The organism is Thalassospira sp. GB04J01, from assembly GCF_000751115.1.
Lineage (GTDB): Bacteria > Pseudomonadota > Alphaproteobacteria > Rhodospirillales > Thalassospiraceae > Thalassospira > Thalassospira lucentensis.
On the sequence record NZ_CCDX020000021.1, the window covers coordinates 21,467 to 38,520 of the forward strand.

A 17,054-nucleotide genomic window follows, 5' to 3' on the forward strand; every position below is an offset into this window, starting at 1 on the left:
TCTGTAAACAGTTTCTCGGCCGAAAAACTCCTGCCTAGAGGGATTTCCCATGGGCAAACATTACGTTCGTTTCTTAACTCTTCTCTTTTTTACCATCGGTAACTTCTCGGTTCAGGCTCAGGAAAATGCGGCACCTGTTGCCGTGGAAGAAGTGCGTGAAGCCGAGATTATGGAACTTGTTCCTCTGAACGGCACAGTCAGTTCCGTCCGTGCTTCCCTTCTGTCCAGCGAAATTGCAGGTAAAGTTCAGGCAATACATGTTGATGGAGGTGCCCAGGTCAAAGAAGGTGATACTCTACTCAAGTTGGATGACAGACTTGCTAAGTTGTCGTTGCAGCAATCCGAAGCTGCGGCTCGCGAGGCAGAGGCTGCATTAACGGATGCCGAACGTCGCCTGAAGATGGGGCGAGAGCTCGTTGAGCGGCAAACCATTTCGCAGGACGAGTGGCGTCGACGTGAAACAGAAGTAGCGTCTATGCGCGCGATTGTTGACGGCGCCCATGTCGCCCGAAAGGAGCAAGAGCTGCGGGTCGAACTGCATGATGTCAAAGCCCCTTTTTCTGGTGTAGTTGCGCGTCGTATCAGTGAGGAAGGTGCCTGGGTCGATCCGGGGGATCCTGTCGTTGAACTTGTCGATATGGATCATCTGAGGATCGAGGTTCCTGTTCCGCAACAGTATCTTCCCCGGTTGTCGGATGATACTGGTTTCCAAGTGGAGTTAGGGGGCTTCCCCGATGAGCATTTCGAGGCAAACCTCGAAAGCATCATTCCCGTTGGAGAAGTTGCTTCGCGTACCTTTATTATTCATATTGTGCTGCGCCCGGAACAAAACGTATCAATAAATCCGGGAATGTCCGCACGTGTCATAATCCGGTTTAATACAGGGGAACGGGGGCTTTTGGTTTCCCGTGATGCCATTTTGCGGCATCCGGATGGACGTATAACGGTTTGGGTCCTTGATGAGAAAGGCGATGTACCTGTCGTATCCGAACGACGGATCGAAACCGGATTGGCATTCGATGGCAAAATCCAAATTCGGGGCGGGCTTTCGGTAGGAGAAAGCGTTGTTGTCGAAGGTAATGAGTCACTGAGCCCCGGCCAGGCTGTGCGTCTGGAGCACCGAGCTGCTGAGATCTCTCTAGTTTCTCCAGCCGTTGTGCAAAACAAAGTGACGGACTAATCCCATGTTCGAAGAAATTGTAAAACGCGGCACGTTGATGACGGTTTTCCTGCTGATTATCTGTGTGCTTGGTATCGCAGCAGCTTTGCGCATTCCTGTGCAAATGATTCCTGATTTGGAAATACGCACAATTACTGTGGAAACGGCCTGGCCCGGGGCAACTCCGCAAGATGTGGAGAGAGAGATCACCATTGAGCAGGAAGAATATCTGGGCTCGGTACCGGGACTTGAACGTATGGTTGCTACTGTCTCCAGCGGGCAGTCTATGGTTGAGCTCGAATTTCCCTATGATATCGACATCACCGAAACCCTGATCCGGGTGAACAACGCTCTAAGCCAGGTTCCCAGTTATCCGGTCAATGTGGACGAGCCTCGGGTTCTGGCAACGGCGGCATCAAACGAAGCATTCATGTATTTCCGCATGGCGCCCCTACCAGGGAATCCGAGGGGAATTAACATGAATATGATGGGGGATTTTATCGATGATACTGTGCGTCGTCGTTTGGAGCGTGTTCCCGGAGTATCTCAAGTTGCGTTGGGAGCACCGGAGAGGCAATTACAAATCCTAATTGATTCTGACCGCTTGGCATCGCGAGGATTGACGTTAATTGATGTGCGAGACGCCATAACTTCGCGCAACCGTGATGTTTCCGGAGGAGACTTGGAAAGCGGAAAACGAAGCTATCTTTTGCGTACCGTTGGTCGGTTTGAAGACATCAGTGATATGGAAAACACGATTCTGGCGCGTCGGGATGATTCTATTGTGCGTTTGCTGGATGTTGCCGATGTACGGCTTGGGCATTTTGAGCAAACAGAAACGCTTTTGAATGAGGGCCAGCCGGCTCTTCTGTTATCCCTGCGTCGTGAAGCGGGAACCAATGTCATCGAAATTAGCGATGCGGTTCAAAATCTGATAGCGGATTTGAATGAGAGTTTCCTGGAACCGGCAGGCATGCAATTGACCTTGATCGGAGATGATTCCGGATATGTCGAGGATTCACTGCAAAATGTCTGGGTCAATCTGGGGCTTGGTGCAGTCCTCTCGACAATTGTCATGTTTGTTTTCCTCCGGTCCATTCCAATGACCTTCATTGGCGTAATCGGTATTCCCGTTTGTACAATTGCTGCATTTCTGGGGCTTCTTCTTGCTGGGCGGACCATTAATGTCATTTCTCTCGCGGGGGTTGCATTTGCAATTGGTATGACTTTGGACAACAGTATTGTTGTTCTCGAAAGCATAGATATGGCACGGCGACGAGGGTTGGGACGTTTCCGTGCTGCTGTCGAAGGCGTGCAGGAGGTTTGGCCAGCGGTGATGGCTTCAACATTGACCACTGTCCTCGTTTTCGTGCCGATTACCTTCATTCAGGAAGAAGCAGGTCAGCTTTACTCCGACGTTGCTATCGCCATTGCGGCTTCAATCCTGGCTTCTATGTTTGTATCCGTCACGATTGTTCCGACTTTTGGAGCTCGTCTCATGAAGGACGGGAATGCGTACTCCGCTTCAGGCTCCAATGGCAGGCAGGATAACGGGCACTGGGCTGTCGCAAGCATCATACTGGCGATTGTGACCTGGATTGTGAAACGTCCTCTGAATTGTCTGGTTTGTATCGTTGTTACACTGGGGCTCGGCATTGGCATTCTCGTCGCGTTAACCCCTGCAGCCGAATATTTGCCCGAGGGAGAAGAGGCAAAAATTTTTGCGTTCATGACAGCTCCTCCCGGATACAATCTGTCTACGATGAGAGAGATTGCAGAGCAAATTGAGGCACATCTCTACCCGCATCTGCAGGATAGCCCCGACGAGTATGCTGAAGGCCGCAGCTCTGTTCCTGCTCTTGGTGTTCTTGCCGTCAATGCCCAACCGCAAAGCATCATGGTCATGGCGACGACGAAGGCTCCGGGCCAAATCGACGATTTGGCGGATACAGTCTCGCGTATATTCGAAAGCTATCCTGGAATGCGGTCTTTTGTTTCCCGTGGTTCTATTATTACCAGTAATGACGGCGGCACGCGCAGTGTAAACCTTGATGTATCCGGGCCTGATCTTGAGGCTATATACAGAGTTGTTTCGTCGGCATATGAGCGCGCAGAGCGAGTTTTTGATAATCCGAGCATTCAAACGACCCCGGCAACATTGTCGTTATCTCAGCCGCTCATTCTTGTACAGCCCGACTGGGAACGAGCTGCAGAAATGGGCTTAACAGCTGAAGGGCTGGGCTTCAGCGTTGCCGCCCTGACAGATGGTGCATATATCGACGATTTTTCCCTGAATGATGATCAGATCGATATATACCTCTACAGTGCTGGTGGTCAGGAAGTGCGTCCTGATGGTTTGGGTGATATTGCGTTTTACACCCCACAGGGGACAACAGTGCCACTTTCGTCTGTCGCTCATATTGAAGAGGTCGTGGATACAAATTCAATCCGACGTGTAGACAGTAACCGGACCGTAACACTGAGCATTATTCCTCCCCGCGATGTTGCCTTAGAAACAGCTGTCGGGGAGGTTAACGAAAAGATTGTGAGATATCTGCGCGAAAGAGGGGAAATTCCCCTTAACGTCGATATAGATATCTCCGGAGCTGCGGATCAATTGGAGGCAACCCAGGAGTCAATAACCGCAAATTACAGCTATGCTATTGTGATAATCTACCTCCTTCTTGTCGCTATTCTGAGGCATTGGGGATATCCGGTGTTGATTATGACGACAATCCCATTGGGGTTTGCAGGGGGAATAGCTGGTTTGTTTCTACTCAATCTAGTGGGTGGGACTTTACCTGTGTTCGGTTTGCCTCAAATCAGTCAGCCGTTTGACATGATCTCCATGCTTGGTTTTCTGATTCTTATGGGAACTGTTGTCAACAATCCCATTTTGCTCGTTCATCGGGCTCTGGAAACGGCTCGTGAGGGTAGATTTAGTCCGAAAGAGGCTGTTTGCGAGGCGGTTTCTTCGCGATTGCGCCCGATTTTTATGTCCAGTATCACGACTGTTTTTGGGTTGTTGCCACTTGTGGTGATTCCGGGCGCAGGCAGCGAGCTTTACCGTGGCGTTGGGGTTATCGTTCTTTTCGGCATTCTGGGAACTGTTCTCGCAACCTTGACGTTTTTGCCTGCCTTGATGGTTTTCGTGTTGGAATTCGACCTTAAAAGAAAAAGGCAGGTCACACAGACAGCATAGATTGCAGAACCTTCGAGATAAAAGTCAGCCATCGGAAAAACTCCCCGTATTATGCGGGGAGTTTTTTTCATCTGAAACTTCGTTTCTCCGAAATCAGCGTTCTTTTCTTGCGAGTGGATTAGCCAGTGCTTGGCTGTCAAGCATGATAGCCGATGCTCGCTCAAAGGGCTTGAAAACGCGTTTGGAAGACCCGTCGATCTCAAGATAGTTCGTTGATGATGGGCAGGAGAACCACAAATTTGCTTCCATGTGGTGAGTTGCTCTGAATATGGATACTGCCCTGGAAGCGGTCGATCGTCATTTTTGCGATAGCCAACCCAAGGCCGGATCCGCCGGTCTGCCTGCTTCGTGAAGTTTCCAGCCGGACGAAAGCCTGAAACACCTCTTTGCGGGCATTTTCAGGAATTCCCGGTCCCTTGTCGGCAATGGAAACTTGAGCGTTTTGGTCTATCACTTCTAGCTGGACTGTTGCTTCATTCCCGTACAGTACCGCATTTTCAATAATATTTCTGATCGCGCGTTTCAAACTTTCCGGCTCGGTCGTTACGGAACACGCGTCCTTTATATGGACAAATACCGGTCCGGAATTCTCGTTGATCTCAGAGCAAAGTTTTTCTAGCAAATCATGAAGAGCTATTTTTTCACTCGGACCATTGCTTTGTGTGCCTTTGGCCAAGGACAGGGCCGATTCAACAAGAGCCTGCATTTCATTCAGGCAGTTTTCAATCCGCTCACGTGTTTCTGCATCTTCAATCATTTCCAGTCGAAGGCGCATTGCTGTGATTGGGGATCGTAAATCATGTCCTAATGCGGCCAACATCGTTGAACGCTCTGCAATAAGTTTTGATACATTTTCTGCCATTTCATCAAATGTTGCTGACAGGCGTTGTACTTCTATTGGTCCGGTCATTGGTGTTGGTACGACTGTTAACCCTTGCGAGAAACCTTCCGTTTTTTCTGCCAAAGTTTGCAAGGGGGTCGATATCCAACCCACCAGATAATAAATGATTGCAAAGACTGTGACTGTTGTCAGCGACAAGGAAATGATAGCGGGCCATGCCCAGCGAAATGGGGGGCCACCAGTATCTACACGGGCATTCAGCCATTGCCCGTTTTGCAGTTGTGCCGAGACGACCAATTCTTCTGAGTCATGTTTTGAAAAAAGTTGTGTGTTAGTATCAAGACGTGACGCTAGAAAAGGGTCGAAGAGCGCAACACTGATCTTGCGTGCGGGATCAATGCCCAAGTGGTTTTGAATTGCTTCAATATTATCATGGAATGATGATAGGGCTTCTGAAGCTGGTGAGCCTGTCATTGGGCTCGTGCCTAGATGAAGTTTGAAGTCGATTGATGACGACAACTGCAGAATTAAGCTGTCGATTTCTGGGGGAGACATATCCAGTTTGTCCGCAACTGTCAGGACACGGCTGGCACTGTCTTTGGAAAGAGAATAGAGGTTAGTCTCCCGTCTTTCCTCCATAAACAGCCAGATGCTGACACATTGCACAATAGCTAGTGCGGACAACAAAAGTACCGAGAACTGACTCCTAAGAGTACGGAATTTATTGATTTTCATTGCCCGAAATCTCCGTCACTTCGGACATGAAACAATATCCTCCTCCCCGAACTGTCACAATCAACTCTGGGCTTGAAGCGTCGACTTCTATTTTGCGTCGTAGGCGACACACTTGATTGTCGATTGCCCTATCAAATGGAGATGCTTCTCGTCCCGTGGTGACGTCTAACAATCGATCACGTGACAATATGGCTCTGGGGCGTTCCAGAAAAGCAATCAGCAACTGGTAATCGGCAGTGGTTAGAACTGTTTCCAAACCATTCTCGCCAGAGAGAATTCGTCGGTCTACATCAAGTATCCACCTGTCAAACTGAAGTTGTTTCCCTCCGTACTGGCCACCGTGTATCTCGCTGGGGAGTTCTGTTCGACGCAATATTGCTTTAATTCGGGCGAGAACCTCTCTTGGGCTGAATGGTTTCGCAATGTAATCGTCTGCGCCAATTTCCAGTCCGACAACGCGATCAGTTTCCTCTCCCAGGGCAGATAACATCAAGATTGCAACGTTATTGGTGGGGCGGAGACGCCGACACGCAGCAAGCCCATCTTCACCCGGCATCATGACATCCAGAATTACCAAATCGTAAGACCCATCTTCTAAAGCCCGGTCCATTGCTTTGGTATTGTCAACCGCATGCGCACGATAGCCATTTTTTTCCAGATAGCGCTTCAACGCATCGCGAATTTCTCGATGGTCGTCGACAATCAATATGTTTGGCATGTTCATCATGATCCCATTTTTAGATCAAACGTCACGTGGTTGCCGAACTTGTTTGTAACGTCCCGTTGCAATGCCATGTTTTGCGACACAGGATTACAATTTTCCAGACGCTTGGCACACTGCTGCGACAAAAGAAGTTTACCAATTGCTTGATTGAGTTCAGCCAGTTCTCACTCTGATTTTAGTGCACGAGCCGGACAGTAATGGCTTTTCCTCGGGAGCAAGAAACATAGTGTGAGAAGCATCTGTTTTGTCAGTGTTGTATAAGCCCATGCATGTATTTCCTGACGTTATCAAAGGTTCATGTGTTCCGCCCTACGGTTGGATGCGAGATGATAAGGGTAATCTTGGAGGCAGAAGTATCGAATGAAATATTCAGATTATCTCCGGTTTGCACGGTTATGGGTGGCTCGTCCGTCACGGATTGGTGCGATAGCGCCCTCGGGAAAGCTATTGGCCAAGTTGATTGCAGAAGAGATTGCCCCAAGCAATGGTCCCGTTCTTGAACTGGGGGCAGGGACTGGTGTTTTTACGCAAGCTCTTCTGGATCGCGGGATCTCGGAGCGGGATCTGACGTTGGTGGAATTTGAAACCGATTTTGCTGATATGCTCAAGCAGCGCTTCCCACAAGCCAGAATACTATCGATTGATGCGACAAAACTCAGACATGGCCTTTTGTTTGAAGGGGCTGATGTCGGTGCTGTTGTTAGTGGGTTGCCTGTTCTCTCTATGCCTCCGAGAAAGGTTATTTCGATTATCTCTGGGGCATTCGGATATTTGAGGCCTGCGGGTGCTTTTTATCAGTTTACCTATGGCCCGCGATGTCCTGTTCCTCGTCCGATATTGGACCGTCTTGGTTTGAAGGCGACATACATTGGCCGGACAGTGCGTAATCTTCCCCCTGCTTCAGTTTACAAGATCACGAGACGTCGCCCGTTGACGCTAAATGACAATATGCCTGAGGTTGATGCTTCTCAGCAGAAATGAAGGATATTGTGAATGCCGTTTCTCACCGAGGAAATCAGTCGATTAAAGTTCCCAATCTTCGGTGAGAGGTGCTGCCTGGGCAATAGTACCCCCAAGGCCTGTTGTCTGGGCAGCACACCTATTGATGTATTTTTCTGTTCCCGTCGAGGCCTTGTTGGGCGGTTGTCCTCCTGCGGCGGGAATACTGCCCGAGTGAAAACCCCGTCATCCCCCGACCCCGTCACTCGGGCAGCTTTCCATTTTGGACAAAACTTTGAAGGAGGATTTACACTTGGTTTCGAAAACAACCCTGCCTTTTCAGAGTTAAACTGGGTTTCAGTCATTGACCTACTTTTTCCTTCTGCAAGTTCCTTAGAGAAGGGGGGGATTAAAATGCATTAACTAGAAAACTGGCGTAATCCAGCCCGAAATTCACTAAGCGCTGCTTGCACGTGAGTTGCAAAGTTTTCTTCTTGCTTGTCGGTGCGCCAGTTTTCTAATGCGACCTTCCAGATGGCTGTTCCAATCTCTGCTACGATACGTGAAAGAGAGGTGGCCACATTGCGCTGTTGTAATGCGCGGTCAATTGCAGAAGCGAGCATATGTAGCTTCATTAGCTCACGCTCATGTAGGTCGCTGTGCTCTGATATCAGACGTTGGCGTAAATTTACAATGGATCTACGTCCATCGATGAAGGGTGCAAGTGTTTCAAAGGAATTTGCCACCATTGTAAGCGGGTGCAGGCTTGCAGGTGCTTTTGCAATTTCATTTGTTATAGAGGCTTGATGTTCTCCAGCCCGCCAAAACATGACTTCACGCTTATCTGTGAAATAGCGGTAGAACGTCCGTTCCGTTAGCCCTGCTTTTGCTGCAATTTCTGGCACGGTCGTTGCTGTGTATCCCTTTTCACCGAACAAGCTGAACGCCGCACTTTCAAATCGTTCGCGTGCATTTTCTGCTTTCTGAACCACCAGAATACCTATTTTGTTTTGTGATCATCTTCACTGTTCCGTGAACTTAGCTTTATTGACAGGGACTGACAATGACATTAATTTATTGTCAGAGCCTGACAATAAAAGTTGCACTCGTACTGGAGAAACAACATGGCAGACAAATTGTCTGATGAAGAGAAGGCCCACGGCATCACGCGGCGTGCTTTTTTGGCAGCCACCGGTGCTGGAACTGCAGCTGCAACACTTGTTCCGCTTCGGATCGAGGCGCAAGAACAAGCGTTCGTCCCTAATCCCGAAAACGAAGTCACAACCCACATCTCTTGCCTCATAAATGGAGAGCAGGTTTCCATGGATGTGGATGCGCGAGCGTCTCTGCTTGATCTTTTGCGCGAACGTTTGGCGTTAACAGGTACCAAAAAGGGCTGTGATCATGGTCAATGTGGTGCCTGCACCGTACATATCGACGGTCGGCCGGTATCTTCCTGCCTAACGATGGCTGCAAAGGCTGACGGTGCTGAGATTACAACGATCGAAGGGCTCATGAAGGGCGATGAGCTACACCCCATGCAGCAAGCTTTCATTGATAATGATGCTCTTCAGTGTGGGTACTGCACGCCGGGCCAGATCATGTCGGCTGTGGCATGTGTCAATCAGGGGCAGGCAACTGATCCAGATGCGATCCGTGAGTATATGAGCGGAAATATCTGCCGTTGCGGTGCCTATGTGGGCATTCTTGCTGCCGTTGTGCAGGCTGCAGAGACGATGGAGGGTTGATCATGCGGGGCGTTAACTACAGTTTCGTGGAGACAGCAGAGGCTGCCGTCGCACAATTTTCCAAGACAGGCAGTTCTGCTCGCTACATCGCAGGGGGTACCAACATATACGACCTGATGAAGTTGGGTATAGAGCATCCAGCACATCTGATTGATATCAGCCGCATCGAGGGACTTGATACGATTGAGACAAGCGGCGATGTCCTGCGTTTTGGCAGTCGTGCCCTGATGGCAGATGTCGCGCATGATCCGGTCGTGCGTGAGCAGTATCCGGTGTTGGCCGAAAGCCTTCTTAAGGCCGCTTCGCAGCAATTACGTAATATGGCCACGGTGGGCGGCAATCTGCTGCAACGTACTCGCTGTATGTATTTTCGTAACGGTGCGGGATCGTCCTCCATGGTAGGTGTCTATCCCTGTAACAAGCGTAACCCCGGCTCCGGCTGTGCCGCTATTGATGGGCTTGACCGTACTCAGGCTGTTCTAGGCACCAGCGATGCCTGTACGGCAGTGGCTCCCGGGGATTGGCCAGTGGCGCTCATGGCGCTGGATGCCGTTATAGAGATTCTGGGGCCGAAGGGAACGCGGAATGTTCCGGTTGCGGATTTCTATCGCCTGCCTAAAGACACTCCACACAAAGAGTTTAACCTCGAACCGGGCGAGTTGGTGACTGCGATCACTGTGCCTAAAAGCTCAGTAGGGCGCGCATCGACTTACCACAAGATTCGCGACCGGGAGAGCTATGCCTTTGCTCTGGTTTCAGCCGCTGTCGCAGTCGAAATGTCAGGGGAAAGCATCCATAGTGCCCGTATCGCACTTGGCGGTGTTGCGACCACCCCCTGGCGTGCCAGCGCGGCAGAACGGGTTGTTTCTGGGATGGTCCTGACCCCGGAACTGGCTCTTGAAGCAGGGCATGCCGCCTTCGCCGGGGCACGAACTGGCCGGCAAAATGCTTTCAAGACAGAACTTGGCGCCAGAGTTGTTGCTGATGCCCTAATGATTGCAGCACAGAGGAGAGCATAATGGCTGTTGAAGTCTTTTCCGAGATTGCCCGAACCGATGCCAGAGGTAAGGTTTTGGGGCAGACGCAGTTTGGTGCCGATATGAATTTGCCTAGCATGCTTCACGCAATGCTCGTCCCGGCGACGGTTGCCAAAGGAACAGTCAACAGTATCGATATAACGCAGGCAATTGAAACCCGTGGCGTCGTTCATGTGTTGTCCTTGGGGGATTTTCCAACACTGTCGTCCGAGATAAACTATTTCGGCCAACCCATTGCAATGGTTGTTGCGGAGACGCTTGAAGCTGCCATTGAGGGCGCTGAGGCTGTTACTGCGGATTATGAACGTGTGTCTTTCATTCCGCTGATGGATAGTGCAGGAGCATCTGTTGTCCCCTCTGAAGGTTTTGAGACAGGCAATGTTGATACTGAATTCCAGAACGCTGTTGAGATTGTCGAAGGAACCTTTGAAACACCGGTTCAGCATCATAACGCAATGGAATTATTCGGCACCGTCGCGTACTGGTCTGGCGGGCGATTGACGATTCATGAGGGCTGTCAGAATTCCAACAGTGTCAAAAATGCTCTCGCGGAGGCTTTCGGAATTCCAAGTGATGCAATCACGATCAAATCCGAATATGTCGGCGGTGGCTTCGGTCAGAAATCTCCTCCCAAATTGCAGACTGCCTTGGTTGCAGAAGCTGCCAGGTTGACAGAGCGTCCGGTCAAGCTGGTTACACCGCGTGGGCAACTTTTTCATATTTCTACTTTCCGCCCGCGCAGCATCCACAATATTCAAATCGCAGCCAACAAAGAAGGCCGCCTGACCGCAATCAACTATGATGTCGTTCAGGAGAATTGGCCCGGCGGGAGGTTTCGTTCGAATGGCTATTATCAGGACATTGCCCGGCTTTATGCCATTGAAAATTTCCGTGCTACGGCTGGTGATGTACATATAGACCGCAATTTGCCTCGTCATACACGAGGAACACACCCGTTTCCCGCTGGTTTCGCCCTTGAAAGTGTGATTGATGAAATGGCGTATAAGCTGAACGTGGATCCTGTACAGCTGCGCCTTGATCATGAGGCCAAGACCGATATCGTTGCAGGGCAACCACTTGCGCCACACTTCCTCAATGACTGTCTGATAGAAGGCGCGCAACGTTTTGACTGGGGCCGGCGAACTCCTGCTCCTGGCTCAATGACGCTGGAAGACGGTACTATGGTTGGTCTCGGTGTTGCTTGTGGCATCTTCGGGGCGTCGGGGTCTGCGGCTGAGACGACGCTTAGGGTTCGGGCAGATGGAACGACCAGGATCATTAGTTCGGGTCATGAAATGGGGCAAGGCATTCGCACCGCTATCGCGAATGCGATTCTGCAAGGGCTTGATGTTAATCCGGACAGGATCGAAGTCCTTATGGGGGATACGTCCGTAGGGCCGCAGATGGCCACAGTTGGAGAACGCGGCACTGCAAGTATCATACCGGCAACCGTAAAAGCCGTGGATGTTTTGCGAGCCCGGTTCGAAGAACTGGCTGGGCCCAATCCACCGGCAGGCAATATGCATGAACAGCTGGCGCGGTTGAAACGTCCATACATCGAAGTCACTGCCTCGCAGCTTGCACCCGGACAGGATTCGTCTGCCCTTGACGGCTTCCGGAACGGAAGCTGGGCAGCCGGGGCTGGATCCGAATATCCCGGTTTTACCTCAATGAGCTACATCGCACAGTTCGTGGAGGTCCATATCGAGCCACAGACGCGGCGTATTCGTATCCCACGTGTAACGAGCATTGCCGACATCGGGAGAGTTGTGAGTCCCAGGACCGCAGAAGGTCAGATGTATGGTGGTGTCGTTTGGGGAATTAGTACCGCTCTACGTGAGCAGAGCGAGATTGATCCGCGTTTTGCTGGGTATCTCAATGACGATCTGGCCGATTACCTCATCGCGGTGAATGCCGATATAGGTGACGTAGATGTCGGCCTGATCGACAAGCCTGACACGATGGTGAATTCCGTAGGTGTCAAAGGAATGGGGGAGCTTGTGATGCTTGGAACAGCACCTGCCATTGCTAACGCAATCTACCACGCGACAGGCAAACGTATCCGGAAGCTGCCGATCCGTCTCGAAGACCTGCTTTGAAACTATGTGTCCACTTAATGTTATGTGCCGGTTAGTTCCCGGTTCTTAGGCCTTTGGTTAATCTGGAGATAGACATGTCAATTCTAAAACTGAATCGCTTGAACGACTTTGCGCCGCACCTGTTGAGTCTTTTACGGGTTTTTGCTGCGGGTTCATTCTTCACCCACGGCACCATGAAGTTATTCGGGTGGCCAGCTCCATTTGAATACCCCCTCAATAACATGTTGTATACTGCCGGGATCCTTGAGGTTTTGGGTGGCCTCTTGCTTTTAGTGGGGCTTTTTACGCGCCCAATCGCATTCGTCCTTTCGGGCCTTATGGCCTGTGCATACTTCATTGTACACGCTGGGAATGGTTTCTTTCCTGTCCTCAATCACGGTGAAGCAGCGATGCTCTACTGCTTCGTTTTTCTCTATTTTTCTGCTGCCGGTCCCGGGGTCTGGAGTTTGGATGCTCTCATCGGGCGCAGGCAGGAAGCTACCTCACTCGCGTAGAGAAGAAAATGATGCTTTCAGTTTCCAATACCGCTAGATAGCTGCTTCGTTGGCTTGCATGGACGGCGCCCCCGAACGTTGGCATGACAGCGTTCGGGGCACATGGTTCATCCTGCCGGAAATAACGGCCCATTTTTCCTTTCCTGTCGTCATGTAAGCCCTTGCCTTCGAGAGTAGGTGACCGAACCACGTCTCGACATACATTTTCTGAAGTTTATTTGCCGACCATCGGATGGCTTTTGTAAATGGATATTCTAGGAAAAAGATGGGTGAAAATGGAACCAATTCGCCGAAAGTTGATGTCGCATTTATATGCGGAGCCCCCCATTCTGACGTGTGCGGGATCGGTGTCTCAGGAATTGAGTATCGAAACAGGTCTCAAGCCAACTCCGGCATGTGACGATGATTTTCATTTGCTGCCGAGCCAAGCCGAAAGTCTTTACTTTCAATCGAATTCACCAGAACGGATTGATCTTCTTGGGGAAGATGCTGATTCGCACCAAATCATGTTGCTCGGATACGTTTTTGATCGGCGATGCCGTCCAGTTCCTGATGCCAAAGTTGAAATCTGGCATGCGGATGAAACTGGAAAATATGATCTCATTGGAGACAGATGGCGCGGGCATCAATTCACGGATCAAAGTGGTCGATGGGGATTTAGAACAGTCATCACTCAGCATTATTCTTTTCGCACAGCGCACTATCATTTTCATGTCCAGCGCCCGGGCGGGAAAGTATTGAGGACCCAACTATATTTTCCAACTCATCCCAAGAACAGCGAGGACAGATTGTTCGACACACGCCTTGTCTTGTCCATGCTTAATGACGGCGCTGTAGGCAGGTTCGATTTTGTTACAGATTGAACTTTATTTTGAAGTCCGGGCATTCAAGCCGGGACTCACCCGAATTGATCCCGCGAAAACGGATCTCATCCGGACAGCTTTGCATTTGGCGAACGGCGGCAAAAGATGAGGAATCAACTCTCTGCAATGCTGGCAGCCTGGCAACAGGCCAGAGACAATACCGAGTGGGTACTTGGCACGGTTTATCGCACCGAAGGCTCGGCCTATCGCAAGGCCGGGGCGATGATGCTGATCAATGGCCATGGCCAGCAATTCGGATTACTCAGTGGCGGATGTCTTGAGGCTGACATTACCCGCAATGCCCGCAAGGCAATGCTTACGGGCAAGGCCGTCATGCTTGTCTATGATGGCAATGACGAAGATGATCTGTCTTTCAAGCTTGGAATTGGTTGTGGCGGAACAGTTCATATCATGCTTCAGCCTGTCACCGAGGATAATGACCTTGGATTATCCGACCTTGCTATGTCCCTTGCCCAGCGTCAAAACGGATTGTTTTTTCAGAAAATTGGTGACATCACCGGCTATTTCAAACCGGGTTATGTTTCCGATCGCTGTTCGCCTCATATTGAAAATCGTATAGATGGTGACTGGTTGGTTACCCCGATTTGGCCCGAACCGCATATCCTGATTGTTGGGGGCGGTGTTGACGCCCGTCCGGTGGTCAATATCGCCTACGAAATGGGGTGGCAAACCACGCTTGTTGATCCTCGCCCAGCCAATGCACGGCGAGAACATTTCCCGCATGCCTGCACGATCCTTAAAACCATTGATCAAAACCTTGCTATGCATGTCCGAAATAACCGGATTGATGCCGCGATCTTGATGGCACATAATATATCCATTGATGCCCAAGCGATCACAACGTTACGAAATACCTCGTTAAGTCATTTGTCGGCCCTTGGCCCGCGTCATCGTTTTGGCGATGTTCTGGAACATGCAGGTATTAGCGAGAGCGATTTACCGTTCAAGGTTTCAAGCCCGGCTGGACTTGATATCGGTGGGCAACTTCCCGAAAGTATCGCCCTTTCAATGCTGTCTGGCATTCATGCCGCCCTTTTCAGAAATGACCTCGCACTATGAAATCAAAGAGCTCGGTCCGCTCCATGTGAAGGTTTCTTGTCTAGGCTTTGTTGCGTGAAGCTTGGTGGTCTTTGGAAAGCTGCTGAGAAGACTTTTATTGCTGGAAGTCAAAAGTGCTGCAATGTATTGGGGAAAGTCTGGGATAAAAAGGCTGAGAAAGGGTGTGCAATTTGATTTAGCAACGCTTGTTGATGGTTGCTACCACTAAAGTCCTCTCGGTTTGATCACGCCCTTGAAGATTTTTACAAATAATATACAAGTTTACATATTGGAGATGATTAGTAAAAATTATAAGGTTTCTGGATGGTTTCCGTTGTTATTCTGGCTGATGATCTGACGGGGGCGCTTGATAGCGCTGTATGCTTTGCCAACCGGGGTATGGTGACCGTCGTCGCCGGGACAATCGATGCATTTGCCGAGGCACTTCGAAGTGGGAGCGATGTGGTTGCTGTCAGCACATCCTCGCGTGAGGTTTCTGCAAAACATGCATGGCAAAGGGTAATGGAAGCTTTGAGTTGCATGTGCTTCAATCCGCCGGTGCTTATGAAGAAAGTTGACTCTCGCCTGAAGGGCAACATCAAGGCCGAACTTGACGCATTTTCTCAAAAAAAGCTTAAGCCATATATGTTCGTCTGTCCCGCGATCCCGTCGCAGGGCCGTAGGGTGGAAGGGGGGCGGATCGTTGGCAAAGGTGTAAGCGAACCAATTGATATTGCGAAAGTTGTCTCGTGTGATTTGCCGCTCGAAAGTATTGTTAATGCCCAAAATTTCTCTGATATTGCCTTGGCATTACCGTCAAATATGGAAGATTATCTTTTTGTCGGTGCGGCAGGATTGGCAGAAGCATTAGCGATCCGGCTGCGCTCTGAAATGCCACCAGATCGACAAATCGAGTTACCTTCGCCTGCATTGTTTGCCATAGGTTCAAGGGACCCGATCACCAAAGCACAGCTCGATAAAATTCGATCGGTTTGCGCAATTATCGAAGCACCCAACGGGAAAAATTTACATGTTCAGGCTAATGGACGATGGCGCGATGTAAAAGTGACGATTGTCGAGATGGTGTCGGGAAATGAAACAGTTTCAGAATTAGAAGCCGGCAGAGCATTTTCGTCAGGTATTGTACAGAGGATACAGGCAAACGCGCCCGCAACTTTGCTAGCTTGCGGTGGAGAAACCGCTGCTGCAATTTTGAATGAAGCGGGTATGGGATTATTGACAGTAAAAGGGGAACTTCTGCCGGGAATGCCGTTCGCCGAAACTGTTTTTAACGGTCAAAAGATTACTGTCGTAACAAAGTCTGGCGGATTTGGGGCAGAAGATGCTTTTGAACGTGTATTGTCTTCGATTAGATAAAACGGATTTTGTTTAAGGTTCTCATGACACAGGATAAATCAGGAAGTTCTCCGGTGAAAGATCAAACCAAAAAGCCCCGCGTGGCTCTCGCTGACCGGGTTTATCATTCACTTTACAGCCGGATTACGAATGGGGAGTATGCACCAAACAGTAAACTGCCGCCCGAGAACATTCTGGCGACAGATCTTGAAGTTTCCCGGCCTGTCTTGCGAACCGCGCTTGAAAAATTGCGTGAAGAGGGACTGATTTATTCCAGACAGGGAGCCGGCAGTTATGTTCGGGCAGCAAAACATGCGCCGCTCGGTTTTGCCAAGGTGGAGACGTTGGCAGATATTCAGCGTTGCTACGAGTTCCGCCTGACGATTGAACCGGAGGCGGCTTCGCTGGCGGCTACGCGCCACAATGAGGAGATACTGCGCGAGATCGAGCATGCTCTTGATTTGCTCAAGGTTGCGACGGGGTCAAACCAACATCGCGAAGACGCGGATTTTGCATTCCATCTCGCGATAACACGCGCCGCAAACAACCACTATTTAGAAGCGTCTATGCGGGCCTTGCGCGAGCACATCAATGTCGGGATGAAGCTGCACGGGCAATCTTTGATGTCAGATGGATTGAAGCGGCTGGAAGAAGTTCTTGAAGAACATTCCGCTATCTACCGGGCCATTGGGGATGGCAAGGCCGAAGAGGCCAGAACGCTTATGTATCGACATATCGAGCATTCGCGTGATCGCTTGTTTGGCGGTAGTTTACTCAGTCTGAAAATGTGATATGGAC

General features: G+C 50.2%; 14 protein-coding genes. 11 read left to right on the forward strand and 3 right to left on the reverse strand.

Going from position 1 to position 17,054, the window contains the following annotated elements; all coding sequences use genetic code 11:
- The first annotated feature begins 49 nt into the window (after positions 1-49).
- Together AMM48_RS20800 and AMM48_RS20805 are read left to right on the forward strand one after the other, a co-directional pair.
- Positions 50-1,180: an efflux RND transporter periplasmic adaptor subunit gene (locus tag AMM48_RS20800; RefSeq protein WP_102785627.1), complete on the forward strand. Its 1,131-nt coding sequence runs from the start codon at positions 50-52 to the stop codon at positions 1,178-1,180.
- A 4-nt stretch (positions 1,181-1,184) separates the two neighbouring features.
- Positions 1,185-4,361, forward strand: a complete 3,177-nt coding sequence (locus AMM48_RS20805; protein ID WP_102785628.1) for an efflux RND transporter permease subunit — start codon at positions 1,185-1,187, stop codon at positions 4,359-4,361.
- Positions 4,362-4,560: 199 nt separating this feature from the next.
- Here the strand turns inward: AMM48_RS20805 and AMM48_RS20810 are convergent, their stop codons facing one another.
- The gene (locus AMM48_RS20810; RefSeq protein ID WP_102785629.1) at positions 4,561-5,937 is read right to left on the reverse strand and encodes a HAMP domain-containing sensor histidine kinase; all 1,377 of its coding nucleotides are present in this window, start codon (positions 5,935-5,937) and stop codon (positions 4,561-4,563) included.
- Positions 5,924-6,664, reverse strand: a complete 741-nt coding sequence (locus AMM48_RS20815; RefSeq protein WP_102785630.1) for a response regulator — start codon at positions 6,662-6,664, stop codon at positions 5,924-5,926. Before AMM48_RS20815 ends, AMM48_RS20810 begins: the two co-directional genes overlap by 14 nt.
- 444 nt (positions 6,665-7,108) lie before the next feature.
- On the opposite strand from AMM48_RS20815, the gene AMM48_RS20820 reads away from it, so the two are divergent.
- Positions 7,109-7,642, forward strand: a complete 534-nt coding sequence (locus tag AMM48_RS20820; RefSeq protein ID WP_244271333.1) for a methyltransferase domain-containing protein — start codon at positions 7,109-7,111, stop codon at positions 7,640-7,642.
- 377 nt (positions 7,643-8,019) lie between these two features.
- Here AMM48_RS20820 and AMM48_RS20825 read toward each other — a convergent pair whose 3' ends face one another.
- Positions 8,020-8,592 carry a TetR/AcrR family transcriptional regulator gene (locus AMM48_RS20825; RefSeq protein WP_102785632.1) on the reverse strand — a complete coding sequence of 191 codons (573 nt, stop codon included), beginning with the start codon at positions 8,590-8,592 and terminating at the stop codon, positions 8,020-8,022.
- Positions 8,593-8,724: 132 nt separating this feature from the next.
- Between AMM48_RS20825 and AMM48_RS20830 the strand changes: the two genes are divergently transcribed.
- The 8 genes from AMM48_RS20830 (at position 8,725) to AMM48_RS20865 (ending at position 17,047) form a co-directional block, all read left to right on the forward strand.
- Positions 8,725-9,348 carry a (2Fe-2S)-binding protein gene (locus AMM48_RS20830; RefSeq protein WP_102785633.1) on the forward strand — a complete coding sequence of 208 codons (624 nt, stop codon included), beginning with the start codon at positions 8,725-8,727 and terminating at the stop codon, positions 9,346-9,348.
- A 2-nt stretch (positions 9,349-9,350) separates the two neighbouring features.
- Positions 9,351-10,367 (forward strand): xanthine dehydrogenase family protein subunit M, encoded by a 1,017-nt coding sequence (locus tag AMM48_RS20835; RefSeq protein WP_102785634.1) that lies wholly within the window; start codon positions 9,351-9,353, stop codon positions 10,365-10,367.
- The gene (locus AMM48_RS20840; RefSeq protein ID WP_102785635.1) at positions 10,367-12,484 is read left to right on the forward strand and encodes a xanthine dehydrogenase family protein molybdopterin-binding subunit; all 2,118 of its coding nucleotides are present in this window, start codon (positions 10,367-10,369) and stop codon (positions 12,482-12,484) included. Before AMM48_RS20835 ends, AMM48_RS20840 begins: the two co-directional genes overlap by 1 nt.
- Before the next feature lie 74 nt (positions 12,485-12,558).
- Complete coding sequence (locus AMM48_RS20845; protein ID WP_102785636.1) at positions 12,559-12,978, forward strand: DoxX family protein; 420 nt, start codon at positions 12,559-12,561, stop codon at positions 12,976-12,978.
- Between the two features lie 245 nt (positions 12,979-13,223).
- Positions 13,224-13,841: an intradiol ring-cleavage dioxygenase gene (locus AMM48_RS20850; RefSeq protein WP_198413577.1), complete on the forward strand. Its 618-nt coding sequence runs from the start codon at positions 13,224-13,226 to the stop codon at positions 13,839-13,841.
- Positions 13,842-13,946: 105 nt separating this feature from the next.
- Positions 13,947-14,921, forward strand: a complete 975-nt coding sequence (locus tag AMM48_RS20855; protein WP_102785637.1) for an XdhC family protein — start codon at positions 13,947-13,949, stop codon at positions 14,919-14,921.
- Between the two features lie 303 nt (positions 14,922-15,224).
- Positions 15,225-16,277, forward strand: coding sequence for a four-carbon acid sugar kinase family protein (locus AMM48_RS20860; RefSeq protein ID WP_102785638.1), 1,053 nt, complete (start codon positions 15,225-15,227; stop codon positions 16,275-16,277).
- 53 nt (positions 16,278-16,330) lie between these two features.
- Entirely contained in the window at positions 16,331-17,047 is a 717-nt protein-coding gene (locus tag AMM48_RS20865; protein ID WP_244271334.1) for a FadR/GntR family transcriptional regulator, read from the forward strand.
- Positions 17,048-17,054 lie beyond the last annotated feature (7 nt).

Excerpts from the sequence above, each read along its gene's own strand:
- AMM48_RS20800 (WP_102785627.1), top strand. The coding sequence starts at position 50 with ATGGGCAAACATTACGTTCGTTTCTTAACTCTTCTCTTTTTTACCATC.
- AMM48_RS20805 (WP_102785628.1), top strand. The coding sequence starts at position 1,185 with ATGTTCGAAGAAATTGTAAAACGCGGCACGTTGATGACGGTTTTCCTG.
- AMM48_RS20810 (WP_102785629.1), bottom strand. The coding sequence starts at position 5,937 with ATGAAAATCAATAAATTCCGTACTCTTAGGAGTCAGTTCTCGGTACTT.
- AMM48_RS20815 (WP_102785630.1), bottom strand. The coding sequence starts at position 6,664 with ATGATGAACATGCCAAACATATTGATTGTCGACGACCATCGAGAAATT.
- AMM48_RS20830 (WP_102785633.1), top strand. The coding sequence starts at position 8,725 with ATGGCAGACAAATTGTCTGATGAAGAGAAGGCCCACGGCATCACGCGG.
- AMM48_RS20835 (WP_102785634.1), top strand. The coding sequence starts at position 9,351 with ATGCGGGGCGTTAACTACAGTTTCGTGGAGACAGCAGAGGCTGCCGTC.
- AMM48_RS20840 (WP_102785635.1), top strand. The coding sequence starts at position 10,367 with ATGGCTGTTGAAGTCTTTTCCGAGATTGCCCGAACCGATGCCAGAGGT.
- AMM48_RS20845 (WP_102785636.1), top strand. The coding sequence starts at position 12,559 with ATGTCAATTCTAAAACTGAATCGCTTGAACGACTTTGCGCCGCACCTG.
- AMM48_RS20850 (WP_198413577.1), top strand. The coding sequence starts at position 13,224 with ATGGATATTCTAGGAAAAAGATGGGTGAAAATGGAACCAATTCGCCGA.
- AMM48_RS20855 (WP_102785637.1), top strand. The coding sequence starts at position 13,947 with ATGAGGAATCAACTCTCTGCAATGCTGGCAGCCTGGCAACAGGCCAGA.
- AMM48_RS20860 (WP_102785638.1), top strand. The coding sequence starts at position 15,225 with ATGGTTTCCGTTGTTATTCTGGCTGATGATCTGACGGGGGCGCTTGAT.